This is a genomic window from Blastococcus sp. PRF04-17, assembly GCF_023016265.1.
Lineage (GTDB): Bacteria > Actinomycetota > Actinomycetes > Mycobacteriales > Geodermatophilaceae > Blastococcus_B.
Genome location: NZ_CP095412.1, coordinates 1038142 through 1063008 on the forward strand (window position 1 = coordinate 1038142; position 24867 = coordinate 1063008).

Sequence of the window (24867 nt, forward strand, 5' to 3'; positions counted from 1 at the left end):
CGGATCACTGACTCGCAGGGAGGTTCCCTGCTGTTGCGCACCCAGAGTTACCAGTACGCTGAGTGACGAACAGGACCTTTCCGAGACGACGGACAGTGAGCAGACAGCGATGAGCACCGACTACTCACGGGCCCTCGGCGCCCGGCTCCGCGCCATCCGCAACCAGCAGGGCCTCTCCCTGCAGGGGGTGGAAGACAAGTCGCACGGCCGCTGGAAGGCAGTCGTCGTCGGTTCCTACGAGCGCGGTGACCGCGCCGTCACGGTGCAGCGGCTCTCCGAGCTGGCCGTGTTCTACGGCGTGCCGGTCTCCGAGCTGCTGCCCGACCCGAGGCCCAGCTCGGCCGTCACCACCAGCACCAAGATCGTGCTGAACCTCGAGTCGCTGGGGTCGCTGCCGGCCGACGAGGCCGGTCCGCTCGCCCGCTACGCCTCGACCATCCAGGCGCAGCGGCACGACTACAACGGCAAGGTCCTCTCGATCCGCACCGAGGACCTCAAGTCGCTGGCCATCATCTACGACATGAGCCCCGACGAGCTCACCACGCGGCTCATCGAGTGGGGTGTGCTGTCCCCCGGCATGGAGAGCGTGGTCGGCTTCGGCGGCCCCGAGGACGACGACGAGGAGCTCGACGCCGGCTGGGACCGGCGCCGCTCCCCTCGCTGAGCTCCCGCTCCCGGAGGCCCCTGCCGCTGTCGGCAGGGGCCTCTTCCGCATTCCGCGCGGACGTCGGCCGCCTCGAGGGGTCGCATAACGGAAAGCAACCGTCTCGACACGCGCACGCAAGGGGTGGGTGGGTGCCGCGGCGTGTGCCAGGGTGCTCGCAACCAGTCGCCGGACGCGAGGAGTGCCCCCATGCCGGCCGTGGAGATGCATGGCGTCTCGAAGACCTACCGGCGTCGCGGCGGCTCGCCGCACAAGGCGCTGGACGACCTGGACCTGCTGGTCGAGTCCGGTGGCGTGCACGGCTTCCTGGGGCCGAACGGCTCGGGCAAGACGACGACGATCCGGGTGCTGCTGGGCCTCATCTCCTCCGACGGCGGCGACGAGACGATCCGCCTGCTCGACCGGCCGGTGCCCTCCGGCCTGCCGGAGGTGATCGGTGGCGTCGGCGCCCTGGTCGAGACCCCGCTGTTCTTCCCCGGCTTCTCCGGACGGCTCAACCTGCAGCTGCTGGCCGAGTCCGTCGGGGTCCCGCGCACTCGCGTCGACGAATGCCTGGAGATCGTCGAACTGGCCAACCGCGCCGACGACAGGTTCAAGGGCTACTCGCTCGGCATGAAGCAGCGTCTCGGCATCGCCGCGGCGCTGCTGAAGTCGCCACGGCTGCTCATCCTCGACGAGCCCAGCAACGGTCTGGATCCGGCGGGCATCCGCGACGTGCGCGAGCTCATCCGGCGCCTGGGGCGGGACGGGCGCACCACGGTGCTGCTCTCCTCGCACCTGCTGGCCGAGATCCAGCAGGTCGCCGACCACGTCACCATCCTGGCGAAGGGCCGCTGCGTCGCCTCGGGCCCCGTGGACGAGGTGCTGGCCAGCCGGGGGTCCGGCGACGTGCTGGTGCACATCGCCGATCCCGCCGCCGCGGCCGGTGTCCTGCACCAGGCAGGCTTCGTCGTCTCGCCGATGGACGGCGGGATCCTCGTCCAGGCGGTCTCCTCCCCCAGCGAGATCACCCGCGTCCTCGCCGACGCCGGCCACTACCTCGAGGAGCTGAGGCGGTTGACGCCCGACCTGGAGAGCGCCTTCCTGGCCATCACCGCAGACCAGCCGCAGGAGCCGGACGCCGGGGGCCGGGCATGAGCGCCGCGCTCCAGCAGCCGCCGGCGCCGCCGACCGAGCCGGCGCCCTACCGCGCCGGCATCGGCGGCCTCCTGCGCGCGGAGTTGCACCGCTTCCGCTCCCGCCGCTTCATCCAGGTCGTCCTGGTGATCGCCCTGCTGGGCTGGCTCGCCGCCACCGCGATCGCCCTGACCCAGTACGGCACGCCCGGCGCCGAGGAGATCGCCCAGGCCGAGCAGCGCATCGAGGAGGACATCGCCCTCAGCGAGGAGTTCCGGCAGGAGTGCCTCGCGGACCCGAACCGGCCCGACGACATCTCTCCGGAGGAGTTCTGCGGGCCAGCCATGACCCGCGCGGACGTGGACCTCGCGTGGTACCTCGAGCGGCCGCCGTTCGTCTTCTCCGACGCGGCGCACACCGGCGCCCTGGGTTTCGCCGCGCTGTCCGCCGTGGTCGCCGCGCTGATCGGCGCCACCTGGATCGGTGCCGAGTGGTCGACCCGCAACATCGTCGCCCAGCTCTTCTGGGTACCGCGGCGACTCCGCGTCATGACCGCGAAGATCGCCGTCCTGATGGGTGCCTGCGTCCTGCTCGGCGTGGTCGCGCAAGCTCTCTGGTTGGGGATGTCGGGCATCCTGCGCGCCGTCGCGGGCACCGATGAGGCGCTCCCCCAGGGCTTCTGGGGTGAGTTGCTCCAGACGCAGGCGCGCGGCGTGCTGCTCACGGTCATTGCCGGCCTGATGGCCTTCGGGCTCACCAACCTGGTGCGCAACACCGGGGCGGCGCTGGGCATCGCGTTCGTCTACCTGGTGATCGTGGAGAACGCGGTCCGTGCCATGCGGCCGCGCTGGCAGCCCTACCTGCTCTCCGACAACGCCCTGGGCCTGGTGAACCGGGACGGGTGGACGCTGTTCTTCTACGACGGGCAGCCCGACGCCACCGGGTTCGTCGAGCCGGTCGAGTACTTCCTCGGCCCGTTGCAGTCGGGGACCTTCCTGAGCGTGCTGGCCGCGATCATCGTGGGGATCGGCGCCGTCCTGTTCGCCCGCCGCGACCTCCACTAGGACCCTGAACTCGACCGCAAGAGAGTGCGCAGACGACGCATTGCATGCCGGAAAAGGGGCCGTCTGCGAACACGGTCGCGTCAGTACGGAGGCCACCGGAGGACCCTCGGGGCGGCGGGGTTCTCGTTGTCCACGACGACGTCCGCCGTTCCCTCGGGGTCGGCCACGGCACGGTAGAGCGCCTGTCCGGGGAGGTAGCGCGACCGATAACGGCGGGCCACTTCGGCCGGCGTCCCGAAGCGGGGCGCGTCGCGAATGAGGGCCCGTCGGAGCGACTCCTGCTCGGAGACGCGCAGGTAGACCGACACCGTCCACAGGTCGCAGAGTTCCGGCCGGTGCAGGAAGACGCCGTCCGCGACGACTATCGCCTCCCCGCGGTGCACGCCGCGACAAAGGAGTCGAGGTCGAACAGGTCGCCGTAGTAGCCCTCGGGTGACAGCTCGCCCCGCCAGTAGCGCCGGGGTGCCGGGTGCACGTGGTCGTCCGCCGACACCCGCAGGACCGGGCCAGGCAACGCCTCGGACAGCTCGTCGGCGAGGGTCGTCTTACCGGCGGCGTCCGGGCCGTCGATGCCGACCAGGACTCTGTCGCGACCGAGCGCGAGGTCGGCGACCGCGTCGGCCAGCCGAGCGACGACGTCCACGCTCAGGCCTTGGGCAGGCCGCCCGTCGGCACCTCGGCGTCCAGGATGGCGCCGAGGACGCCGTTGACGAACGCGGGCGAGTCGTCGGTGGACAGCGTCTTCGCCAGCTCCACCGCCTCGTCGATGACCACGGCGTCGGGCACGTCGTCGGCCCACAGCAGCTCGAACACCGCCATGCGCAGGATCGCGCGGTCGACGTCGGGCAGCCGGTCGAGCGACCAGTTCGCCGCGTGCGCGTCGATCAGCTCGTCGATGCGGGCGGCGTGCTCGGCGACGCCCTCGACCAGCCGGACGGTGTGCTCGGGCACGGGCGGGTTGCCCGTCTCGATCCGGTCGCGGAGCACCGCGAGCCGGTCGTTCCCCCGGACATCGGCCTCGTAGAGGACGTCGACGGCGCGCTTGCGCGCCTTGGTCCGGGCAGCCATGCCTTCCCCCACCCGCCCCGAGCGCTCAGTTGGCGCGGCCGAGGTACCGGCCGTCGCGGGTGTCGACCTTGAGCTTCTCGCCGGTGCTGATGAACAGCGGCACCTGGATCTGCGCGCCGGTCTCGAGCGTGGCCGGCTTCGTGCCGCCGGTGGAGCGGTCGCCCTGCAGGCCCGGGTCGGTGTGCTCGACGACGAGCTCCATGGTCACCGGCAGCTCGACGTAGAGCGGGGTCCCGTCGTGGACGGCGACGGTGACCTGGGTGTTCTCCAGCAGGTAGTTCGCGCCGTCGCCGACGGTCTCGCCGGGCACGTGGATCTGGTCGTAGGTGTCGCCGTCCATGAAGACGTAGTCGGCGCCGTCCTTGTACAGGTAGGTCATACCGCGCTTGTCGACGTTCGCGGTCTCGACCTTGGTGCCGGCGTTGAAGGTCTTGTCCACGACCTTGCCCGAGAGCACGTTCTTCAGCGTGGTCCGGACGAACGCACCGCCCTTGCCCGGCTTGACGTGCTGGAACTCGGTGACGGTCCAGAGCTGGCCGTCGAGGTTGAGGACCATGCCGTTCTTGAGGTCGTTGGTGGTAGCCATCTAGAGGACCAGCAGTTCCTTGCTCGTGAGGGTCAACAACTCGGGCTCGTCGTCGGTGACGACCACGGTGTCCTCGATCCGGACACCGCCGTGGCCGGGCAGGTAGACGCCCGGCTCCACGGTGACGGCCATGCCGGCGGCCAGCCTACCCGCGCCCAGCGGCCCGATGCCCGGCGCCTCGTGGATCTCCAGGCCCACCCCGTGACCCAGGCCGTGGGTGAAGTGCTCACCGTGGCCGGCGTCGGCGATGACGTCGCGGGCGACCGAGTCGACCGCGACGACGTCCGCGCCGACGGCCAGCGCTGCCCGCCCGGCGGCCTGCGAGGCGGCGACCAGCTCGTAGATCTCGCGCTGCCAGTCGGCGGCGTGCCCGAGGACGACGGTGCGCGTCATGTCGGAGTGGTAGCCGTCGACGGTCGCGCCGAAGTCCAGCTTCAGGAAGTCGCCCGCGCGCAGCTCCGTCGAGTCGGGCCGGTGGTGCGGGATGGCCGAGTTCGCGCCGGTCGCGACGATCGTCTCGAAGGACGGCGCCTCGGCCCCGAGCGCCAGCATGCGGGCGTCGAGCTCGCGGCCCACCTGCAGCTCCGTGCGCCCGGGACGCAGCGCCCCCTCGGCGGCGAGCTCGGCCAGCGCCTGGTCGGCGACCGCGCACGCGCGGCGCAGCGACTCGACCTCGTCGTCGTCCTTGATCGCGCGCAGCGCCTCCACGGCCCGGCGGATCGAGACCAGCTCCGGCGACGTGCCGGCCTCGCCCAGCACCTTCTCCAGCTGCGCGAACCCGTCGACCGTGACGTCGTGCGACTCGTAGCCCAGCCGGCCCACGCCGCGCTGCACCGCCGCGCGGGCCAGCGCCGGGACGGTGGCCCGGTCGATGAGCAGCTCGACGTCGGACACCTGGGTGCCGGCCTGGGTCGTGTAACGACCGTCGGTCCCGAGGAGGTCGGGACCGTCCACACGCACCAGGAGCGCGCCGTTGGAGCCGGTGAAGCCGGTCAGGTAACGCACGTTGAGCAGGTTGGTCACCAGGACGGCGTCCAGCCCCTCGGCCGCCGCTCTCGACCGCAGGGCGGCGCGCCGCTCGGCGGGGCGGCTCACTTCACTCCCTGCTGCGCCAGCCAGCCCAGCGCCAGGATGTAACCGCTGACCCCGAGTCCGGCGATGACGCCGTCGGCCACGCCGGAGACGTAGCTGTGGTGCCGGAACTCCTCGCGCGCGTGGATGTTGGTGATGTGCACCTCGACCAGCGGCCCGTGGAGCCCGGCCAGGGCGTCGCGGAGCGCGACCGACGTGTGCGACCAGCCGCCGGGGTTGATGAGGACCGCGTCGCCGGCGTCGGAGGCCGCGTGGACCCAGCGCAGCATCTCGCCCTCGTCGTCGGTCTGGCGGACGACGACCTCCACACCCATCTCGCGCCCGGTGGACTCGACGAGATCCACGAGCTCCGCGTAGGTGGTCGTGCCGTACTTCTCCGGCTCCCGCAACCCGAGCCGGCCGAGGTTCGGCCCGTTCAGCACCTGGATGGTCATGCCCGGTCTCCGTTCACAACTGGCCTCCGCTCACGGCTGACCAGGCGGCGTCCAGCCAGGCCTGGTCGGGGTCGGTCAGGATCCTGGGGTTGCCCAGCCCGTCGAGGACGACGAAGCGCAGCGACGCGCCGCGGGCCTTCTTGTCCACGCGCATCACCGCCTGCAGACGGGCCCAGTCGCCGGCGTACCGCGTCGGCAGGCCCATGTCCTCGAGCAGGGTGCGGTGCAGGTGGACGTCCGCACGGGCCAGGAGCCCGGCCTGCCCGGCCAGCTCCGCGGCGAACACCATGCCCACGGCGATCGCCTCGCCGTGTCGCCAGCCGAAGTCCTCGACCCGCTCGATCGCGTGCCCGAGCGTGTGCCCGTAGTTGAGGAACTCGCGCCGGCCCAGGTCGTAGAGGTCCTCCCCGACGGCGTCGGCCTTGACCTGCACGGCGCGCTCGATCAGCTCCTCGGTGTCCCGCCGGCCGGAGGGGTCCGCGCTCAGCAGCCGCAGGATCTCGCCGTCGGCGATGAAGCCGCACTTGACCACCTCGGCCAGCCCGGAGCGGAACTCCGGGTCGGAGAGCCCCGTGAGGGAGTCGGTGTCGGCCAGGACGGCGACCGGCGGGTGGAAGGCACCGACGAGGTTCTTGCCGGCGGCGGTGTTGATGCCGGTCTTGCCCCCCAGCGCCGCATCGACCATGGCGAGCACGCTCGTGGGCACGGTCACGAACCGCACACCCCGCGTCCAGGTCGCCGCCGCGAAACCGGCCAGGTCGGTGACGGCTCCTCCGCCGAGCCCGACCACCGCGTCGGAGCGGGTCATGCCCAGCCGCCCGAACTCCTCCCACAGACCGGTGAGGACATCGGCGGACTTGGCGGCCTCGCCGTCGGGGACGACCAGCGCCTCGACGGCCACGCCGGCGGTCTGCAGCGTCTCGACGGCGGCGCCGGCGAGGGCCGCCAGCGGCGGCGCGTGCACGACCGCGGCCTTCGCGGTCCCGGCGAGGACCAGCGACAGCTCCTCCTGGGCGCCGGGGCCGATCACCACCTCGTAGGGCACCGGGCCCGGCACGGTGACCCGCCTCATCGGCCGGTCCTGCTCGTCGGCAGGGCCGCCAGGACCTCGGCGACGACGTCGTCGGGGACGCGGCCGCCGGTCTGCACCGTCACCGTGGCGACCTCGCCGTAGAGCGGCGCGCGGGTCTGGAGCATCTGGCGCAGCATGGCGCGCGGGTTGAGGGCCAGCAGGGGCCGGTCGCGGGACAGGCCGGCGCGCTTGGCCGCCGACGGCAGGTCGACGTCCAGCCAGACGACCGTGCCACCGGTTCGCCCGTAGGACACCAGCGACGCCCGCGTCGCCGCGCTCATCACCGCGCCCCCACCGAGGGCGAGGACGCCGTCGTGCTCGGCCAGCGCCCGCGCGACCGCCTGCTCCTCGAGGGCGCGGAAGTGCGCCTCGCCCTCGGTCACGAACAGATCGGCGATGCGGCTGCCGGTCTGCAGCTCGACGTCGTGGTCGGTGTCCCGGAAGCCGACGCCGAGAGCGTCGGCGACCGCGGTCCCGACGGTGGTCTTGCCCGACGCCGGCGGCCCGACCAGGACGAGGATCGGCGCGCTCACCGCAGCGGGAGCGCGTCGAGGTAGGCCTGGGCGTTGCGCCGGGTCTCGGCCACCGAGTCGCCGCCGAACTTCTCCAGCGCCGCGTCGGCGAGCACCAGGGCCACCATCGCCTCCATGACCACGCTGCCGCGCGGCACCGCGCAGGCGTCGCTGCGTTGGTTGATGGCGACCGCCGGCTCGCCGGTGGCGACGTCGACCGTGGCCAGGGCGCGGGGCACCGTCGAGATGGGCTTCATCGCGGCCCGGACCCGCAGCACCTCGCCGTTGGTCATGCCGCCCTCGATGCCACCGGCCCGGTCGGTGCGGCGGGTGACCCGGCCGCCGGTGAGGTCGATCTCGTCGTGGGCCACCGAGCCGCGGCGGCGGGCGGTCTCCAGCCCGTCGCCCACCTCGACGGCCTTCACCGACTGCACGCCCATCAGCGCGGCGGCCAGGCGGGCGTCCAGGCGCCGGTCCCAGTGCACGTGACTGCCCAGGCCCGGCGGCAGGCCGTGCACGACGACCTCGATGACCCCGCCCAGCGTGTCGCCGTTCTTCCGGACGTCGTCGATCTCGGCCACCATGCGCTCGCTGGTCGCCGGGTCGGCGCAGCGCACCGGGTCCTCGTCGATGCGCGGATTGTCGCCGGGGCCCGGGACGATGCCGTCGGGCGCGACGACCGGTCCGATGGCGACGACATGGCTGACCACCTCGACCTCCAGCGCCTGGCGCAGGAACGCCTGAGCCACGGCCCCGAGGGCGACCCGTGCGGCGGTCTCGCGGGCGCTGGCGCGCTCGAGCACCGGCCGGGCGTCGTCGAAGCCGTACTTCTGCATGCCGGCGAGGTCGGCGTGGCCGGGGCGTGGCCGGGTCAGCGGCGCGTTGCGCGCCTGACCGGCGAGCACCTCGGCGTCCACCGGGTCGGGCGACATCACCGTCGACCACTTGGGCCACTCGGTGTTTCCCACTTGGACCGCGATCGGCCCGCCCTGGGTCACGCCGTGCCGGACACCGCCGGTGATGGTCACCTCGTCCTGCTCGAACGACATGCGGGCGCCGCGGCCGTGCCCCAGCCGGCGCCGGGCGAGCTGCGCGTCGAGGTCGGCGGTCTGCACCCGCACCCCCGCGGGCAGCCCTTCGAGGATCGCGGTGAGCTGCTGACCGTGGGACTCACCTGCGGTCAGCCAGCGCAACATGGGCGCAATCCTAGAAGGACGTCACACCGGGCCCTGCAGCGCGAGGGCCAGCGCGGCGCCCACCAGCAGCGGCGGGGCGAACGGCAGCGCCGTCCGCCAGCCGGCCCGGCGGGTGGCCAGCAGCACCAGCGACACGACCGCCCCGGTGAGGAAGCCCAGGAAGACGCCGGCCAGCAGCACGTCCCAGCCGATCCAGCCGAGGACCAGCCCGACCAGGCCCAGCAGCTTGACGTCGCCGAAGCCGAGCCCCGACGGCGCGACGGCCGCGGCGAGCGCCGCGACGCCGAACGTGACCGCCCCCGCGAGCACCGCCCGGAGCAGTGCGGGCCAGGTCCCCTCGACCGCCGCGTCGGCGAGGAAGGCCGCCACGCAGACCACGGCGGCGGGAAGGGTGACGCGATCGGGGATCCGGTGGCTGAGCAGGTCGACCCCGGCCACCACGACGCCGGCGCCGGCCACCCACGCCACTCCGGCCGTCGCCGGACGCAGGCCGATGAGCAGCACCGTTCCGCCCAGGAGCACGGCGAGCACCACGGCGGTCAGGGCCACGCGCCCGCCGGACGGTCGCGCCGCGTCGTCCCGCAGGGCCAGCCGCACGGAGCACCGGGCCACCGGCTGCGCGAGCAGGATGCCGACCATGCCCGCCGCAGCGGCGGCCGCCCCGCTCAGGAGGCGCCGACGGCCGCGTCGAGCGCGCGACGCATCGCCTCGATCGGAGGCTGCCGCCCGGTCATCAGCTCCACCTGGACCGCGGCCTGCCAGAAGAGCACGTCGAGCCCACCGACGACCGTGCCCCCCACCGCCCCGATGCGTTCGGCCAGGGGGGTCGGCCACGGCGCGTAGAGGACGTCGAGCACCGTGTGCCGGTCGCGCCATGGCAGGCCGACCAGCGCGGGCTGGGCGCCGATCGGCACCGTGCTGACCACCAGCGGCGCGGCGAGGCCGGTGTCGGCCAGGCGGGTCACGGTCGCCGGGACGCCCAGGACGTCCAGGACCCGGACGACGTCGGAGGCGCGGGACGGCTCGCGGACGGCGACCTCCACGTGGCGCGCCCCCAGCGAGGACAGCGCCACCGCCGTGGCGGCCGCCGTCCCGCCCGCGCCCAGGACGACCGCCGAGTCGACGTCCTCGACACCGGCCAGGCGGAGCGCCATGCCGACGCCGTGGACGTCGGTGTTCTCCGCCCGCCAGCCGGCGTCGGTGCGCACCAGCGTGTTGGCGGCGTGCAGCAGGCGGGGCAGCGGCTCGACCACGTCGGCCGCGTCGACCGCCGCCTGCTTGCACGGCATGGTCACCGAGAAGCCGCGCCACTCCTCCCCCAGACCGGCGAGCAGGACGGGCAGGTCGTCGGCGCCGATGTCCAGCGCGTCGTAGGTCCAGTCGTCCAGCCCCAGTGCCGCGTACGCGGCACGGTGCAGCACCGGGGAGAGCGAGTGGGCCACCGGACGACCGAGGACCGCTGCTCTCATCCGCCGGGGTTCTCCCGGAGCCACTGCTGGAACAGCAGGACGTTCTGCTGGTGCTCCGCGCCGGTGGCGGCGAACCGGGTCTCCCCCGTGTCCGGGTCCACCACCACGAAGAAGCGCCAGTCGCCCGGGGTGGGGGCCAGCACCGCCCGGAGGGCCTCCTCGCCCGGGTTGGTGATCGGCCCCGGCGGCAGGCCCGCGTGCACGTAGGTGTTGTACGGCGACGGGTTGGCGCGGTCCTCCGGCGTGGTGGTGATGCCGGACTTGCCGTTGGCGTAGTTGACGGTGGTGTCCAGCTGGAGGGGCATGCCGTCGGACAGCCGGTTCTCCAGCACCCGCGCGACCTTGGCCATGTCCTCGGGACTGGCCGCCTCGGCCTGCACCAGGCTGGCCTTGGTGAGCACGGTCAGCCGGTCCGCCTCGGCGATCTGCAGGTCGTCGAGCGCCCGCAGGCCGCGGGCGACCATCTGCCGGAGCAGGGCAGCCGGCGCCGTGTCGGGCTCGACGTCGTAGGTCGCCGGGAAGAGCAGCCCCTCGAGCGAGCCGTTCGCCCAGGCAGGTACACCGAGGGCCGCGGGGTCGGCGGCCGCGGCCTCGAGCTCCTCGATGGGGCGGCCGGTCGCCTCGGCGATCCTGGCCAGGGTGCGCTCGACGGTCAGCCCCTCGGGCAGCGTGACCCGCGAGAGCAGCCGGGAGACGGGGTCGAGCAGCAGGTCCAGCGCCGCCTGACCGCTCATCTGCTGACGCAGCTCGTAGACACCGGGCTGGATGCCCACCGACGCCGCGTTCTCCTCGGCAGCGTTCACGAACGGGCGGATGGAGGCGATGACGTCGGCCTCGACCAGGGTGCGGGCGATGTCGCTGAGCGTGTCGCCGTTCTGCACCCGTATCTGGATGGTCCCGGTGCCCTGGCCGGTGTAGTCCTGTGCGGTCGGATTGATCAGCTCGAGCAGCTTCTGGCCGCCGATGACGATGCCGACGACCAGGCCGCCCAGGACGAGCAGCGAGATCAGCACGGCGACGGGGTTGCGCCGCCGTCGGGCACGCCCGGTCCGCTTGTCGTAGGGCTTGACGGGGATGTCCTCGCCGAACGCCTCGTCGTGCACGAGCGAGTCCTCGTCGTGCAGCAGGTCGCCGTGCTCGTCGTGGAGGTCGTCGTGCTGCTCGGGCTCCGGACGGCGGCCCCGCCGTCCGCGGCGCCGACGTCGCGGGGCGTCGTCCTCGACGTGCGCACCGATGACGTCCAGACCGCCGGTCTGGTCCTCCCAGCCGGGAGCGCCGGCCGCACCCGCGTCCTGCGGGTGCGCCTCGGTGCCGTCGTCGTCCGACGCGCGGTGAGCGCCCACGGGCCCGGCAGTCTCCTCGTTCCACCGCCGGCTGTCGAGGGGCGCCCCGGGAAGGAGCGGCTGGGCCACGGTCTCGGCGTCGTCGCCCGGACCGTCGTCGCGGGGGTGCAGGCGGTCCCAGACGCCCGGCGGGCGCGGCGGGAGCGGCCCGGAGGGGTGCTCCAGCGGCTCGTCGTCACGACGGGCGTGCCGCGCGGACAGCGGGTAGCCGGTGTCGTCGCTGGACCCGTAGGCCCACCACTCCGGCTCGACCAGCGGGCCGGTCTCGTCCGCCGGCAGCCGGTCGAGGACGCCGGACGCGCGGCGGAAACCGGCGGTCGGGAGGTCCGCGGTCGGCGCGCCGGTGGTGTCCCGGGCCGGCGGCGGGGGCTCGGCGCTCCAGGTCGGGGGCTCGTAGCGGGAGGGCTCGTAGCGGGGCACGCCGTAGCCGGGGAACGGGTCCCCCGACGGCGTGCCGGGGAGGTCGAAGCCGGGGCCGTAGGACCCCTCCGAGGAGTGTCGCCCTCGGCGCGGTCCGCCCGGCTCGGTCACGCGTGCACCTCGCTGACGCTCGCCGCACACGTGACCGACGGTGCTGCCCCTTCGCGTGACCTCGCGAGCTCGGTCACGTTCGCTGCCGCCGGCTGTCGAGGAACTGTTGCAGGATGACGACGGCGGCCGCCTGGTCGATCACCGGTCGCTGCTTGCGGCTGTCGATGCCGCTCTCGCGCAGGTGACTGGCTGCAGTCACGGTGGAAAGCCTTTCGTCGATCAGGATCACCGGCACATCCGGAATGCGGTCGGCTAGTTCCTGAGCGTAATTGCTCGCGTCCTCGGCCGATGCGCCCGACGCACCTGACAGATGCACCGGCTCTCCCACGACCACCTCGGTCACCTCGTGTTCCACCACGAGCGCGGCGAGACGGTCCAGGTCTGCGCGGTTCTTCGCTCGCCGGAGGGTCTCCAGCGGGCTGGCCAGCGTGCCGGTCGGGTCGGACAGCGCCAGGCCGACGCGGGCCTTGCCCACGTCGACGCCGAGCACGCGCCCCGCCGTCGGCTGGGCCGACGGTCGCCGCGGCGGCACCTTGAGGTGCTCGGGCCAGCCGCCGCTGAGGTCGATCTCGCTGGTCTCGTTCGACACCGGCGGGAACCCGCGGCCGAGGTCCAGCTCGGTGGTCGGGTGGTACGCCGGCTGCGCGGGTCGCGGGGCCGACGGCGGAACCGGGGGCAGCGACCGACGGGGGCCGCCGACCGGGCCGGTGTCCTCGGGGTTGTACTCGGTGTCGGACACGTTGGTCACCTTCCCGTGGCGGTCGCGACCGCCTGCTCGCCGGCTTGCAGTGCCGCGGGGATGCCCGCGGGATCGGTGCCGCCGCCCTGGGCGACGTCCGCCTTGCCTCCCCCGCGCCCGCCCACCGGGCCCGCGGCGGCGCGCAGCACGTCGTTGGCCGACAGCCCGCGGTCGAGGGCCGCGGGGTTGAGCGCGGCCACGAGAGCCACCTTGCCACCGGCCTCCGACGCCAGCAGCACCACGGCCGGCCGGTCGGCCAGCCGCCCCCGGACGTCGAGCGCCAGGGTGCGCAGGTCGCCACCGCCGAGCCCGGCGGGTGACCCGGTGACCACCGCGACACCGTCGACGTCCTTGGCGGCGGCGGCCAGCTGACCGGCGACCGCGCCGGACTGCTGGGAGCGCAGCTCGGCGATCTCCCGGTCGGCGTCCCGCAGGCGGGACAGCATCCCGCTCACCCGGTCGACCAGCCCGTCGGACGGCGACTTGAGCAGGTCGGCCAACTGGCGGACCAGGTCGCGCTCGCGGGCCAGGTAGCGGAAGCCCTCGAGGCCCACGACGGCCTCGACCCGGCGTGCGCCCGAGCCCACCGACGACTCGCCGGTGAGGGCGAGGGTGCCGATCTGCGCGCTGCCGCGGACGTGGGTGCCTCCGCAGAGCTCGCGCGACCAGGGGCCGCCGATCTCGACCACGCGGACCTGCTCGCCGTAGGTCTCGCCGAAGAGCGCGAGCGCACCGAAGGCCTGGGCCTCGGGCAGCGTCATGAAGCTCGCGGTGACCGTGTGATCGGCGCGGACGGCCGCGTTGGCGACGTCCTCGATGTCAATCTTCTGCTGGTGGCTGAGCGCGCCCCGCCAGGCGAAGTCCAGGCGCAGGTACCCGGGACGGTTGTAGGAGCCGGACTGCAGGGCCTGCGGTCCGAGCACCTGGCGCAACGCGGCGTGCACGACGTGCGTGCCCGAGTGGGCCTGGCATGCCGACAGCCGCCACTCGTAGTCGACCTCGGCGGTGAGCTCGGCGCCGGAGCGCAGCTCGCCCTCGAGCACCCGCACCTGGTGGGCGACCAGGCCCTTGACGGGGCGCTGGACGTCGAGCACCTCGGCGCGGCCGCCGTCCCAGGTGAGGACGCCGGCGTCGGCGACCTGACCGCCGGACTCGGCGTAGAAGGGCGTCCGGTCGAGGACGACGCGGAGGATCTCGCCCTGCCCGGCGACCTGCGGCCCCTGGTCCTCTTCGCCCACGAGGGCCAGCACCCGCGAGTCCGTATGCAGCGTGTCGTAGGCCCGCCAGTCCGTCGGCCCGTGCTCGGCCAGCAGCCGGCGGTAGGCCAGGACGTCGACCGAGCCGGTCTTCTTCGCGCGGGCGTCGGCGCGGGCGCGGTCGCGCTGCTCCTGCATGAGCGCGCGGAAGCCGTCCTCGTCGACGGTCACGCCCTGCTCGGCGGCCATCTCGAGGGTGACGTCGATCGGGAAGCCGTACGTGTCGTGCAGCGAGAACGCCTGCTCGCCGGAGAGCGCCGGGGTGCCGGTCTGCTTCACCTGTCGCACGGCGGTGTCGAACAGGGTCGTCCCGGCGGAGAGGGTGCGGCGGAAGGCCTCCTCCTCGGCGTAGGCGACGGCGGAGATGCGGGCGAAATCGGCCTCGAGCTCGGGGTAGCTGGCCTTCATCGCGTCCTTGGACACCGGCAGCAGCTCGGGCAGGGTGGCCGCGTCGACGCCGAGCAGCTTCATCGAGCGGACGGCGCGCCGCAGCAGCCGGCGGAGGATGTACCCGCCGCCCTCGTTGCCGGGCGTGACGCCGTCGCCGATCAGCATCAGTCCGCTGCGCACGTGGTCGGCGACGACCCGCAGCCGGACGTCGTCCTCGTGGTCCTTGCCGTAGGTGACCCCGGCCAGCTCGGCGGCCCGGCGCAGCACCGGTGACACCTCGTCGATCTCGTAGAGGTTGTCGACGCCCTGCAGCAGGTAGGCCACCCGCTCCAGGCCCATGCCGGTGTCGATGTTCTTCTTCGGCAGGTCGCCGACGATGCGGAACTCCTCCTTGCTCCGCACGTCCTCGATCTGGTGCTGCATGAACACGAGGTTCCAGATCTCGAGGAAGCGGTCCTCGTCGACGACCGGCCCGCCGTCGGGGCCGTGCTCGGGACCCCGGTCGACGTAGATCTCGCTGCACGGGCCGCCCGGACCCGGCTGGCCGGTGTGCCAGTAGTTGTCCTTGAGCCCGCGACGCTGGATCCGCTCGTCGGGCAGGCCCGCGATCCGCTTCCACGCCTCGGCGGCCTCGTCGTCGTCGAGGTAGACGGTGACCCAGATCTTCTCGGGGTCGAAGCCGAGCCCGCCGTCGTCCGGTGACTTCGTGATCAGCTCCCAGGCGTGCTCGATCGCACCGTCCTTGAAGTAGTCGCCGAACGAGAAGTTGCCGTTCATCTGGAAGAACGTGCCGTGCCGGGTGGTCTTGCCCACCTCCTCGATGTCGAGGGTGCGCACGCACTTCTGCACGCTGGTGGCCCGCGGGTAGGGCGCCGGCTCCCGGCCGGTGAGGTACGGGATGAACGGGACCATCCCGGCGACGGTGAACAGCAGCGACGGGTCCGGTGAGATCAGCGAGGCACTGGGGACGACGGTGTGGCCCCGCTGGGCGAAGTGCTCCAGGAAGCGGCGGCGGATCTCGGCGGTCTGCATCGTGTGGCTCTACTCAGTTCTGCTGGGCCGGGTGAGGTGCCGGCCTGCGTCGGGGTCAGGAGTCGGCGGCGTGCGCGCCGTGCTTGCCGACCTGCCTGCCCGGGAGCTGGACCTGGTCGCCGGTCGGCAGCGGCGCGTCGAGACCGGTGCCGGCGCGCAGCTCGTCCTCCCGCTCGGCCATGGCCTCGCGGACGTCGGCACCGAAGTCACCGATCGCCTCGGCCAGGTCGCGGAGGCCGTCGGCCAGCGACCGGCCGATGCTGCCGGGGGTCATGCGCTCGGCGGCGGCGCTGAGCTTGCGGACGACGAGGGCGCCGATGGTGATGCCCATCGCGAGCCAGAACAGCCGGCGCATCAGGCGGCCCGCCGCGCGGCTCGACGGGCCCGCCGTGCCGCCTTGTCGCGCTGGGCGGCCTCGGCGATCGCGACGCCCTCGCGCTTCTTCCTGGCGGCCGTGCGGACCCCGTAGCTGAAGGCGGCCACCTTGATCAGCGGGCTGCCGAGCGTGGCCGCGACGACGCTGGAGAGGGCGGCGACGTTGCTGGAGACGTTGGCGGCGTTGCCGGTGATGTCATCGACCCGCTCGAGGTTGCTGTTCACGTGCGCGACCGTCGTGCTGGCCTGCCCGAGGATGGGGGCGCTCTGCTCGCGCACCTGGCGGATGGTCAGCGTCGTCTCGTCGAGCGTGCGCCCGAGCTTGAGCAGCGGCACGGCGATGAACACCACCAGCAGTACGAAGGCGCCGGCTGCGATCAGCGCGGCGATCTCTCCTACGGACACCCGTGCTCCCACTCTCTGTCTCGTTGCTCGCTGGTGGTCGTCCCTACCGGTGTCGTCACAGTAGTCGCGGGCACTCTCCGCCGTCCGTCGCCCGCCGGTTCCTGGCGTGTGGTCAGCGGGGACGCCGGACGATCGCCCGCAGCTTGGCCAGCCGCTCCCCCAGCCGGGCCTCGGCGCCCCGGGCGGTCGGCCGGTAGTAGTCCTTGCCCACCAGCGTGTCGGGCGGGTACTGCTGCGGGACGACACCGTCGGGATGCGCGTGCGGATAGACGTAGGTCGCGCCGTGGCCCAGCTTCTTCGCCCCGGCGTAGTGCGCGTCGCGCAGGCCGGCCGGCACCGGGCCGGCCAGGCCCGCGCGGACGTCGGCCACCGACTCCCCCATCGCCACCGTGACGGCGTTGGACTTCGGCGCGGTCGCCAGGTGGACGACGGCCTGCGCCAGCGGGAAGTGCCCCTCGGGCATGCCGATGAACTGCACGGCCTGCATGGCGGCCACCGCGGTCGGGAGCGCGGTCGGGTCGGCCATGCCGATGTCCTCGCTGGCGGAGATGACCAGCCGCCGGGCGATGAACCGCGGGTCCTCCCCGGCTTCGACCATGCGCGCCAGGTAGTGCAGGGCGGCGTCGACGTCGCTGCCCCTGATGCTCTTGATCAGCGCGCTGGCGACGTCGTAGTGCTGGTCTCCCTGCCGGTCGTAGCGGACGGCGGCCTGCGCGACCGCCGTCTCGAGCGTGGCGAGGTCGAGCTCGTCGGTGCCCGCCGCCTGGGCCGCGCCGGCGCCGGACTCCAGCGCGGTGAGCGCCTTGCGGGCGTCGCCGCCGGCGATCCGGACGAGGTGCTCCTCGGCCTCGGGGGTCAGCGTGATCGCGTTGCCGAGGCCGCGCTCGCTGGTCAGCGCCCGGTGCAGGACGGCGCGGATGTCGTCGTCGCTCAGCGGTTGCAGGGCGAGCACGAGGCTGCGCGAGAGCAGCGGGCTGACCACGGAGAAGAACGGGTTCTCCGTGGTGGCCGCGATCAGGCTCACGATGCGGTCCTCGACGGCGGACAGGAGCGAGTCCTGCTGGGTCTTGGAGAACCGGTGGACCTCGTCGATGAACAGGACGGTGCGCCGGCCGGCGAAGGTCAGCTCGCGCTTGGCGCTCTGGATGACCGCCCGGACCTCCTTGACGCCGGAGTCGAGGGCCGACAGCTGGACGAACTGGCGCTTGGTGGCCAGCGAGATGACGTGCGCCAGGGTGGTCTTGCCGGTGCCGGGCGGGCCGTAGAGGACCAGTGACATGGGCTCGTCGGACTCCACCAGCCGGCGCAGCGGGGCCCGCGGGCCGAGCAGGTGCTGCTGGCCGACGACCTCGTCGAGGGCACGCGGCCGCATGCGGACGGCCAGCGGCGCTCCGGGGTCGGGCGTGCCGGCGCCCTCGTCGTCCGGCGCGTCGAACAGCGAACTCAAGGTGACCAGTCGCTCCCGCGGGGCGCTCCGCTCCTCGCTCGCTCCTCGCTGCGATGCTCACGCCCCTGTCCGCTCATGGGTGAAGACGCTACCCGCGGGGCACGACGGTTCCCGTGCAGACGAGACGCATCGGAGACATGCAGGTCAGCGCCATCGGGCTGGGCGCCATGCCGCTGTCGACCAAGTCCGACCGGCCCGGCCCCGACGACGCCGAGGCGGTCGTCCACGCGGCGCTCGACGCCGGGGTGACCCTGATCGACACCGCGGACGCCTACTCGCAGGACGAGGCGGAGTTCGGGCACAACGAGTCGCTCGTGGCTGCTGCGCTCCGGTCCTACGGCGGCGACACGTCGTCGGTGCTGGTCGCCACCAAGGGTGGGCACACCCGTCGCGGCACCGCCTGGGAGCTCGACGGGTCGCCGGCCTACCTACGGCGGGCGTGCGAGGACTCCCTGCGGCGCCTCGGCGTGGACGCCATCGGGCTCTACCAGTTCCACCGGCCCGACCCCGCGACCCCGTGGGAGGAGTCGATGGAGGGTCTCCGGCACCTGCACGACGACGGGCTCGTCCGCATGCTCGGCATCTCCAACGCCGACATCGCGCAGATCGACGTCGCCCGGTCGATCCTCGGCGACGCGCTGGTCAGCGTGCAGAACCAGTTCTCGCCGGGCTGGCGGTTCTCGGCCGACGAGCTCGCGCACTGCGCGTCGCACGGCCTGGCGTTCATCCCGTGGAGCCCCTTCGGCGGGGTGTCGGCCGCGGGCTCGCTGGACGCGGCCGCGCCGGCCTTCGCCGAGGTGGCCGGCGAGCTGGGCGTCTCCGTGTACCAGGTGACGCTGGCGTGGCACCTGGCGCAGTCGGAGACCGTCGTCCCCATTCCCGGCGCCTCCCGCCGCGAGTCGATCGTCGACTCCGCGGCTGCCGCGGACCTGGAGCTGACCGACGCCCAGCTCACCCGCCTCAACTCCCCCTCGCCGTGATCATCGGCAAATGGCTGCGCCTCGCGGCGTGTCGACCAGCCATTTGCCGATGATCATCAAGGTGCGACCGGTGTCCACAGGGCAGCCGCCGTCCACAGATCGACCGCGGTGGCCCCGCGACCGGACGGCTCCCTCGACGGTCGGCCGATGTCCCTCCCACCCGCGTACTCGGCCGCTTCCGCACGAGCCGCCGGGCTGACCCGTGCGCACCTGCGCGGTCCTGCCTACGTCCGGCTCGCGCACGACCTCGTCGTCCGGCTGGACGACGCCATCGACGAGCGGGAGCGCCTGCACCTGCTGGCCGCGGTCCTGCCTCCCGACGCCGCCTACAGCCATCGGACGGCGGCGGCGCTCCTGGACGCACCCTTCGACTCCCCGCCGCGCCCGCACGTGGTGCTCACTCCGCGGCGGGTTCTCCCGCAGCACACCGCGTTCGTCGTCCACTCGCGACAGCTCGAACCGGCCGACGTCGTCGTCCGCCATTCCCTGCGTGTCACCTCCGGCGCGCAGACGTTCCTCGACCTCGCGCCGTCCCTGTGGCCCGGCGACCTCGTGGCGCTCGGAGACGCACTGCTGCGCGCCGGTCACATGACCCCCGCGTCGTTGGCCGGGCGACTGGACCGCGCCCATCGCGTGCGGGGTGTCGTCCGGGCCCGCAAGTGCGCACCCATGCTGTCGCCCTCGTCGATGTCGCGACGTGAGAGCTGGGTCCGGTTCTGGCTGATGACGAGTGATCTGCCGGATCCCGGGGTGCAGGTGCCGATCCACGACCGCTCGGGGCGAGCCGTCGTCCACGCCGACCTGGGGTACGAGGAATGGAAGATCGCGATCGAGTACGAGGGTCGACAGCACGCGGACATCGATCAGTTCGGCCGTGACATCGACCGGTACTCCCTGATGGCGGCCGACGGATGGCTGGTCCTGCGCTTCGCTGATCGGCACATGGGGCCGGCCCCCGTGGTGAGCCGGACCCGAGGCGCCCTGCTCAGCCGCGGCTGGCGCCCCTGAGGGCGTCGATCATCGGCAGGTGGCTGTGGGATACGCCGCTGGGGGCAGCCATTCGCCGATGATCACGGGTGATCACGGGTGATCACGGGCGTCAGCGCCGCAGGGTCTCCTTCAGGGCGGCGAGCACGAGGGCGACCTTGTCGGGGGCCGCGTTGGGGCCCATCAGGCCGATCCGCCACACGCTCGCGGCGTAGGCGCCCACTCCGCCGCCGATCTCCAGGTCGTACCGCTCGAGCAGCTCCTTGCGGACGGCGGCGGAGTCCACGCCGTCGGGCACGTTCACCGTCGTCAGCTCGGGCAGGCGGTGTCCTTCGGCGGCGAACAGCTCCAGCCCCAGCTCGGTCAGCCCCTCGTGCAGCAGCCGGCCGGCCTCGGCGTGCCGGGCGTGCACGGCATCGAGCCCCTCGGCGAGGATCCGCCCGAGCCCGGCGTGCAGCGAGACGACCATGCCGGTGGGGGCGGTGTGGTGGTACGTGCGGCCGGAGCCGGCGGCCTCGCCCGCGTACCCGCCCAGGAGCCCCAAGTCGAGGTACCAGCTCTGCGGCTTCTCGATCCGCCGCTCCCAGGCACGGTCGTTGATGGTGAACGGTGCGAGCCCCGGCGCGACGCCCAGGCACTTCTGGGTCCCGGCGTAGGCGAGGTCGACCCCCCACTCGTCCAGCTGCACCGGGATGCCGCCGAGGGAGGTCACGCAGTCGGCGAGGAGCAGTGCGTCGCCCTTGCCCTCGGCCAGGGGCTGGAGGTCCGAGCGCACGCCCGTCGAGGTCTCGGCGTGCACGGCGGCGATCAGCTTGGGCGAGGGATGGGCGTCGAGCACGCGCGCCGCGTCGACCGGCTGCCCCCACTCGTGCTCGACCGGCACGACCTCGGCGCCGCACCGCGAGGCGACCTCGACCATCCGCTGCCCGAACAGCCCGTTGACCGCGACCACCACGACGTCACCAGGGCCGACCGTGTTGACGAACGCCGCCTCCATGCCCGCGGAGCCGGTCGCGGACAGCGGCAGCGTGCGCCGGTTCGCCGTTCCGAAGACCTGCCGCAGGCGATCCGACGTCTCGTCGAGGATGCCGAGGAACACCGGATCGAGGTGCCCGAGCAGCGGCTGCCCGAGGGCGACCGTCGCCTCCGGGTAGGGGTTCGTCGGGCCGGGACCGAGCAGGGTGCGGGCACGCAGCGGCATGCGCGCGACGCTACCGGGACGGCGGAGACGTCGCCGCGGGCTGCCGGGCCGGGCCGATCTGCGCCGCGTAGCACGCCAGCAGCGTGAGGAGGACGCCGATCAGCTCGGTCTGCAACACCGGCTCCTCGATGCCGAGATCCTGCGTCTGCAGCTCCCGCACGATCCAGTAGACCGACCACAGGCCGAAGAGCGTGATGCCGACGAGCGCTGCGACGCGCTGCCCCGAGCTGAGCCACAGCAGGGTCACGGCCAGCGCCGCGCCGCCCAGCAGGAACGTGCCCTCGTAGACCGCGAGCCAGTAGGACGGCGCGTGGGTCTCCGGACCCGACGCGAGGAACCACAGCACGCAGGCGACGACGACGAGCGCGCACGCCACCCGCCAGTCGGCGCGGGCGCCCGGCCGGCCAGCGAGCGGCGGCCGGGACAGGATGACCACCGCCGCCGCCACCACGACCACGGCGCCCAGGACGAGGAACCACAGCGCCGCGCCCACCGTGTAGCTGTCCCGGTAGTAGGTGAAGAAGAAGATCCAGAACAGGGCGTGCTCGACCAGCACCAGCCCGGCGCCGAGGAGGAGTCCGGCCGCCACCGGGAGCGCCCACCCCACCCGCGACCGCGCGGCCAGCAGGCCGGCGGCGGCGACGAGCGGCAGGACGACGAAGACCGTCCAGGGCAGGGTCGACTCGGTCCAGCTGTCGGCCGTGTGCGGGTAGCTCGTCTCGAAGTACAGCAACCGGAACAGGGTGAGCGGCAGCGCGCTCAGCAGGACGAGCGCGAGCACCCGGTCCGGCCGCGCCCACCGGCGGGTGCGGCCGGCCGGCGCTCCCGGTGGCGGCGCGGGAGCGCCGGCCACGACGGGCGACGGGTCGGGTGCCACCGGACGGGGCTCGACCGGCGGGGCATCGCGCACGGGTATCGCCTGCGGAGGAGGCGGATCCGGCCGGGCGAGCGGCGCCGCGGCCGCGACCACCGGCACGGCGGGTGTCTCGTACGGTCGTGGCGCCGGCACCGAGGGCGCGGACGGTGCCGCTCCGAGCCGCCCGAGCTGCTCCGTAGCGGCCGCCGACACCGACCGGCTGTCGTCAGCGGCCAGCGCGGCGAGCTCCGCCCTGACCGCCGCCCGCACCACCTCGTTGCCCGTGCGGTGCAGGTGGCCGAGCCCCTCCACCGCGGTGAGCCGCTGCGCGGCGATCGGGCTCTCGATCGCGTGCCGGAGGTGGTCGGGCAGCGTCCAGTGCACGTTACGGGCGATGAGGATGCGGCCGTCGACGTCCTCCTGCTTCTTGGGCCGCTGCCCCGGCACCTCGGCGACCACCCGCTCGCGCACATAGCTGTACAGCTCGTCGAGGGCGATGTCGCCGTCCTCGTCGAGGTCGGCCTCGCCGCTGCGGATCGCCTCCACCAGGTAGCGGGTGAACACCGAGGTGACACCTCGGCCCTTCAGGTCGTCCCCCTCGAAGGCGTACTGCGTCGCGTCCGAGGCGGTCAGCACCGCGCGGCCCTTGCCCTGGAACCGCTCGAGGGTCTGCACGCCCTCGTCCGCCTTCGCGGTCCGCCCGGCCGGGAAGGCGCCGCTGTAGCAGCAGTCGAGCACCAGGACCTTGCGCCGGGACGGTGACTCGTCCATCGCGTCGTTGAGCTGCGCGCCGGAGATCGCCGTGAACATCAGGGCCGACCGGCGGGTGTTCGTCATCGCCAGGTAGAACCGGCCCTCGTCGTCCTTGAGCCCGTGCCCGGTGAAGTAGAGCAGCGTCAGGTCGTCCCGCCGGGCGTCGGCGTAGAAGTCCGCGATCGCCTCACCGACCACGTGGTGCGGCTGGTTGACCAGCGTGGTGACGTCGAAGTCAGCGATCCCGGGATCCTCGAGCACCGCCGCCAGGGATTCCGCGTCGTGCTCGGGGGCGGCGAGCCGGCGCAGCCCCGCGTCGGTGTACTCGTAGGTCGCGACGATCAGCGCCTTGCGGGTCGCGGACACGGGGGTCACGCCGGCTGATGGCGTCGGACGAAGGTCTCGACGAGTGCGGCCCGCTCGTCGTCGGTGGCGTTGCTCAGCTCGAGGGTGTCGCCGTCGATGGTGACCGTGACCTTGTGGGCGGCGCCGCGCCGCGACAGCCATTCCTTGAGCGTTCCGATCACCGTCACGAGCACCCCGCCGCCGGCGCTCAGCGTCACCAGCCACTCGGTGAGCAGGGCCGCGGTCCCCGACTTCGAGCCCTCCGGCGGCGGCCCACCGTCGAGCACGGCGACGTCGTCGACGTCGAGGGCGCGCAGCTCGTTGCGGAGCTGCCGGCCGAGCCGTTCGACGTCCTCCGGGTCGGTGCCGGGCTCCGGTTCCAGGGCCACGAGGAACTCCACGGACGCCGATGCTCCGCCGGTCGGGAACGGCCGACAAGGGGCTTTGCGCCCCCGGCGGTCAGTGCGCGGGGTTCGTGGGCCCCGGCGCCCCCGGCTCACCGGGCAGCGGCGGCTCCTCCGGTTTCGCGTCGATGCCGGCCTCCTTGCGCTGCGCGTCGGTGATCGGCGTCGGCGCACCGGTCAGGGGGTCGAAACCGGCACCGGTCTTGGGAAAGGCGATGACCTCGCGGATCGACTCGACGCCCGACAGCAGCGCCGACAGGCGGTCCCAGCCCAGGGCGGCACCGGCGTGCGGCGGCGGGCCGTAGGCGAACGCCTCCAGGAAGAACCCGAACCGCTCGCGGGCCTCCTCGCGGGACATGCCGAGGGTCTCGAACACCCGCTCCTGCAGCGCGGCGTCGTGGATACGCACCGAGCCGCTCATCACCTCGTTGCCGTTGATCACCATGTCGTAGGCGTCCGAGAGCGCCGCACCCTTGTCGTCGGCGAACGTCTCCCGCCACTCGGGGGTGGGCGAGGTGAACGGGTGGTGCATGAACGTCCAGGAGCCGTCCTCGGTCTCCTCGAACATCGGGAAGTCGACGACGAACAGGAACGACCACGAGCCCGGCTCGATCAGCTCCAGCCGGCGGGCGATCTCGTTGCGTGCGGCGCCCAGCAGCTCCTGCGAGGACCGCCGGGCCCCGGCCGCGAAGAACACGCAGTCACCCGGCGAAGCCCCGACGGCCGCCACGAGCCCGGCGCGCTCGGTGTCGGAGATGTTCTTGGCGACCGGCCCGCCGAGCTCGCCGTCCTCGCCGATGGTCACGTAGGCCAGGCCTCGGGCGCCGCGCGACTTGGCCCAGTCCTGCCACGCGTCGAACGCCCGCCGCGGCTGCGAGCCGCCGCCGGGCATGACGACCGCGCCGACGTAGGGCGCCTGGAACACCCGGAACGGTGTGTCCGCGAAGTACGACGTCAGCTCGGTCAGCTCGATGCCGAACCGCAGGTCGGGCTTGTCCGACCCGAAGCGATCCATCGCCTCGCGGTAGGTCATCCGCGGGATGTCGGGCACCTCGTAGGAGGCCAGCTCCCGCCACAGCGCCCGGACGACGTCCTCCGCGACGGCCAGGACGTCGTCGCGCTCGACGAAGCTCATCTCGAAGTCGAGCTGGGTGAACTCGGGCTGCCGGTCGGCGCGGAAGTCCTCGTCCCGGAAACAGCGTGCGATCTGGTAGTACCGCTCGAGCCCGCCGATCATGAGCAGCTGCTTGAACAGCTGCGGCGACTGCGGCAGCGCGTACCACTTGCCCGGCTGCAGCCGGACGGGGACGACGAAGTCGCGCGCGCCCTCGGGCGTCGACCGGGTCAGGTTCGGGGTCTCCACCTCGGCGAACCCGTGCCGGTGCATGACCTCGCGCGCGATCCGGCTGATCTCCGAGCGGATCCGGATCGCCCGGGCGGGCCCCCTGCCGGCGCAGGTCGAGGTAGCGGTACCTGTAGCGGACGTCGTCCGACGCCGCCTGGTCGGTCTCGATCGGGAACGGCAGCGGCGCCGCCGCCGACAGGACTTC

Annotated in this window: 26 protein-coding genes; 5 read left to right on the forward strand and 21 right to left on the reverse strand. The window is 73.2% G+C overall.

Annotated elements, in window-relative coordinates:
• Positions 1-109 precede the first annotated feature (109 nt).
• The 3 genes from bldD (at position 110) to MVA48_RS05240 (ending at position 2844) form a co-directional block, all read left to right on the forward strand.
• Positions 110-664, forward strand: a complete 555-nt coding sequence (gene bldD / locus MVA48_RS05230) for a transcriptional regulator BldD (protein WP_246986542.1) — start codon at positions 110-112, stop codon at positions 662-664.
• A 189-nt stretch (positions 665-853) separates the two neighbouring features.
• Positions 854-1801, forward strand: a complete 948-nt coding sequence (locus MVA48_RS05235) for an ABC transporter ATP-binding protein (protein ID WP_246986544.1) — start codon at positions 854-856, stop codon at positions 1799-1801.
• Positions 1798-2844: a hypothetical protein gene (locus MVA48_RS05240; protein ID WP_246986546.1), complete on the forward strand. Its 1047-nt coding sequence runs from the start codon at positions 1798-1800 to the stop codon at positions 2842-2844. Before MVA48_RS05235 ends, MVA48_RS05240 begins: the two co-directional genes overlap by 4 nt.
• A gap of 80 nt (positions 2845-2924) precedes the next feature.
• On the opposite strand, the gene MVA48_RS05245 is transcribed toward MVA48_RS05240, so the two are convergent.
• The 17 genes from MVA48_RS05245 to MVA48_RS05325 form a co-directional block, all read right to left on the reverse strand.
• Complete coding sequence (locus MVA48_RS05245; RefSeq protein WP_246986548.1) at positions 2925-3227, reverse strand: hypothetical protein; 303 nt, start codon at positions 3225-3227, stop codon at positions 2925-2927.
• Complete coding sequence (locus MVA48_RS05250) at positions 3206-3487, reverse strand: hypothetical protein (RefSeq protein ID WP_246986550.1); 282 nt, start codon at positions 3485-3487, stop codon at positions 3206-3208. Before MVA48_RS05250 ends, MVA48_RS05245 begins: the two co-directional genes overlap by 22 nt.
• 2 nt (positions 3488-3489) lie before the next feature.
• Positions 3490-3912, reverse strand: a complete 423-nt coding sequence (gene nusB / locus MVA48_RS05255) for a transcription antitermination factor NusB (RefSeq protein ID WP_246986552.1) — start codon at positions 3910-3912, stop codon at positions 3490-3492.
• Positions 3913-3937: 25 nt separating this feature from the next.
• The gene (gene efp, locus MVA48_RS05260; protein ID WP_246986554.1) at positions 3938-4498 is read right to left on the reverse strand and encodes an elongation factor P; all 561 of its coding nucleotides are present in this window, start codon (positions 4496-4498) and stop codon (positions 3938-3940) included.
• Positions 4499-5593: a M24 family metallopeptidase gene (locus tag MVA48_RS05265; RefSeq protein ID WP_246986556.1), complete on the reverse strand. Its 1095-nt coding sequence runs from the start codon at positions 5591-5593 to the stop codon at positions 4499-4501.
• On the reverse strand, positions 5590-6024 hold the full coding sequence (gene aroQ, locus MVA48_RS05270) for a type II 3-dehydroquinate dehydratase (protein WP_246986558.1): 435 nt from the start codon (positions 6022-6024) through the stop codon (positions 5590-5592). The genes MVA48_RS05265 and aroQ overlap by 4 nt, the downstream gene beginning before the upstream one ends.
• 13 nt (positions 6025-6037) lie before the next feature.
• The gene (aroB, locus tag MVA48_RS05275; RefSeq protein ID WP_246986560.1) at positions 6038-7096 is read right to left on the reverse strand and encodes a 3-dehydroquinate synthase; all 1059 of its coding nucleotides are present in this window, start codon (positions 7094-7096) and stop codon (positions 6038-6040) included.
• Entirely contained in the window at positions 7093-7629 is a 537-nt protein-coding gene (locus MVA48_RS05280; RefSeq protein WP_246986562.1) for a shikimate kinase, read from the reverse strand. Before MVA48_RS05280 ends, aroB begins: the two co-directional genes overlap by 4 nt.
• Positions 7626-8804 carry a chorismate synthase gene (aroC, locus tag MVA48_RS05285; RefSeq protein ID WP_246986564.1) on the reverse strand — a complete coding sequence of 393 codons (1179 nt, stop codon included), beginning with the start codon at positions 8802-8804 and terminating at the stop codon, positions 7626-7628. Before aroC ends, MVA48_RS05280 begins: the two co-directional genes overlap by 4 nt.
• Positions 8805-8825: 21 nt before the next feature.
• Positions 8826-9443, reverse strand: a complete 618-nt coding sequence (locus tag MVA48_RS05290) for a prepilin peptidase (protein WP_246986566.1) — start codon at positions 9441-9443, stop codon at positions 8826-8828.
• 26 nt (positions 9444-9469) lie between these two features.
• Entirely contained in the window at positions 9470-10273 is an 804-nt protein-coding gene (locus MVA48_RS05295; protein ID WP_246986568.1) for a shikimate dehydrogenase, read from the reverse strand.
• Positions 10270-12147: an endolytic transglycosylase MltG gene (mltG, locus tag MVA48_RS05300; RefSeq protein ID WP_246986570.1), complete on the reverse strand. Its 1878-nt coding sequence runs from the start codon at positions 12145-12147 to the stop codon at positions 10270-10272. Before mltG ends, MVA48_RS05295 begins: the two co-directional genes overlap by 4 nt.
• Before the next feature lie 73 nt (positions 12148-12220).
• Positions 12221-12736, reverse strand: coding sequence for a Holliday junction resolvase RuvX (gene ruvX, locus MVA48_RS05305; protein ID WP_246986572.1), 516 nt, complete (start codon positions 12734-12736; stop codon positions 12221-12223).
• A 155-nt stretch (positions 12737-12891) separates the two neighbouring features.
• Entirely contained in the window at positions 12892-15564 is a 2673-nt protein-coding gene (gene alaS, locus MVA48_RS05310; protein WP_246986574.1) for an alanine--tRNA ligase, read from the reverse strand.
• Between the two features lie 55 nt (positions 15565-15619).
• A complete protein-coding gene (locus MVA48_RS05315; protein ID WP_246986575.1) occupies positions 15620-15919 on the reverse strand; it encodes a hypothetical protein in 300 nt (99 codons plus the stop codon).
• Complete coding sequence (locus MVA48_RS05320; protein ID WP_246986577.1) at positions 15919-16344, reverse strand: DUF948 domain-containing protein; 426 nt, start codon at positions 16342-16344, stop codon at positions 15919-15921. The genes MVA48_RS05315 and MVA48_RS05320 overlap by 1 nt, the downstream gene beginning before the upstream one ends.
• Before the next feature lie 112 nt (positions 16345-16456).
• Positions 16457-17791: a replication-associated recombination protein A gene (locus MVA48_RS05325; RefSeq protein ID WP_246986579.1), complete on the reverse strand. Its 1335-nt coding sequence runs from the start codon at positions 17789-17791 to the stop codon at positions 16457-16459.
• Positions 17792-17928: 137 nt separating this feature from the next.
• On the opposite strand from MVA48_RS05325, the gene MVA48_RS05330 reads away from it, so the two are divergent.
• The gene (locus tag MVA48_RS05330) at positions 17929-18771 is read left to right on the forward strand and encodes an aldo/keto reductase (protein ID WP_246986581.1); all 843 of its coding nucleotides are present in this window, start codon (positions 17929-17931) and stop codon (positions 18769-18771) included.
• A gap of 147 nt (positions 18772-18918) precedes the next feature.
• On the forward strand, positions 18919-19779 hold the full coding sequence (locus MVA48_RS05335) for a hypothetical protein (RefSeq protein WP_246986583.1): 861 nt from the start codon (positions 18919-18921) through the stop codon (positions 19777-19779).
• Between the two features lie 91 nt (positions 19780-19870).
• Here MVA48_RS05335 and MVA48_RS05340 read toward each other — a convergent pair whose 3' ends face one another.
• The 4 genes from MVA48_RS05340 to aspS are packed head-to-tail and all read right to left on the reverse strand — an operon-like array spanning position 19871 to position 24704.
• Positions 19871-20959 (reverse strand): pyridoxal-phosphate-dependent aminotransferase family protein, encoded by a 1089-nt coding sequence (locus MVA48_RS05340; RefSeq protein ID WP_246986584.1) that lies wholly within the window; start codon positions 20957-20959, stop codon positions 19871-19873.
• Between the two features lie 10 nt (positions 20960-20969).
• Positions 20970-22943 (reverse strand): caspase, EACC1-associated type, encoded by a 1974-nt coding sequence (locus MVA48_RS23725; RefSeq protein WP_305852290.1) that lies wholly within the window; start codon positions 22941-22943, stop codon positions 20970-20972.
• On the reverse strand, positions 22940-23314 hold the full coding sequence (locus tag MVA48_RS05350) for an effector-associated constant component EACC1 (protein ID WP_246986586.1): 375 nt from the start codon (positions 23312-23314) through the stop codon (positions 22940-22942). The genes MVA48_RS23725 and MVA48_RS05350 overlap by 4 nt, the downstream gene beginning before the upstream one ends.
• 58 nt (positions 23315-23372) lie before the next feature.
• Positions 23373-24704 carry an aspartate--tRNA ligase gene (gene aspS / locus MVA48_RS05355; RefSeq protein ID WP_246986588.1) on the reverse strand — a complete coding sequence of 444 codons (1332 nt, stop codon included), beginning with the start codon at positions 24702-24704 and terminating at the stop codon, positions 23373-23375.
• Positions 24705-24867: the final 163 nt, after the last annotated feature.

Bases quoted from the DNA above. Each gene is read 5' to 3' on its own strand.
- MVA48_RS05330 (WP_246986581.1), top strand. From the start codon at position 17,929: ATGCAGGTCAGCGCCATCGGGCTGGGCGCCATGCCGCTGTCGACCAAG.
- efp (WP_246986554.1), bottom strand. From the start codon at position 4,498: ATGGCTACCACCAACGACCTCAAGAACGGCATGGTCCTCAACCTCGAC.
- MVA48_RS05335 (WP_246986583.1), top strand. From the start codon at position 18,919: ATGTCCCTCCCACCCGCGTACTCGGCCGCTTCCGCACGAGCCGCCGGG.
- MVA48_RS05240 (WP_246986546.1), top strand. From the start codon at position 1,798: ATGAGCGCCGCGCTCCAGCAGCCGCCGGCGCCGCCGACCGAGCCGGCG.
- aroB (WP_246986560.1), bottom strand. From the start codon at position 7,096: ATGAGGCGGGTCACCGTGCCGGGCCCGGTGCCCTACGAGGTGGTGATC.
- MVA48_RS05235 (WP_246986544.1), top strand. From the start codon at position 854: ATGCCGGCCGTGGAGATGCATGGCGTCTCGAAGACCTACCGGCGTCGC.
- MVA48_RS05295 (WP_246986568.1), bottom strand. From the start codon at position 10,273: ATGAGAGCAGCGGTCCTCGGTCGTCCGGTGGCCCACTCGCTCTCCCCG.
- MVA48_RS05315 (WP_246986575.1), bottom strand. From the start codon at position 15,919: ATGCGCCGGCTGTTCTGGCTCGCGATGGGCATCACCATCGGCGCCCTC.
- MVA48_RS05340 (WP_246986584.1), bottom strand. From the start codon at position 20,959: ATGCCGCTGCGTGCCCGCACCCTGCTCGGTCCCGGCCCGACGAACCCC.
- alaS (WP_246986574.1), bottom strand. From the start codon at position 15,564: ATGCAGACCGCCGAGATCCGCCGCCGCTTCCTGGAGCACTTCGCCCAG.
- aroQ (WP_246986558.1), bottom strand. From the start codon at position 6,024: ATGACCATCCAGGTGCTGAACGGGCCGAACCTCGGCCGGCTCGGGTTG.
- bldD (WP_246986542.1), top strand. From the start codon at position 110: ATGAGCACCGACTACTCACGGGCCCTCGGCGCCCGGCTCCGCGCCATC.
- aroC (WP_246986564.1), bottom strand. From the start codon at position 8,804: ATGTTGCGCTGGCTGACCGCAGGTGAGTCCCACGGTCAGCAGCTCACC.
- nusB (WP_246986552.1), bottom strand. From the start codon at position 3,912: ATGGCTGCCCGGACCAAGGCGCGCAAGCGCGCCGTCGACGTCCTCTAC.
- MVA48_RS05290 (WP_246986566.1), bottom strand. From the start codon at position 9,443: ATGGTCGGCATCCTGCTCGCGCAGCCGGTGGCCCGGTGCTCCGTGCGG.
- aspS (WP_246986588.1), bottom strand. From the start codon at position 24,704: ATGCACCGGCACGGGTTCGCCGAGGTGGAGACCCCGAACCTGACCCGG.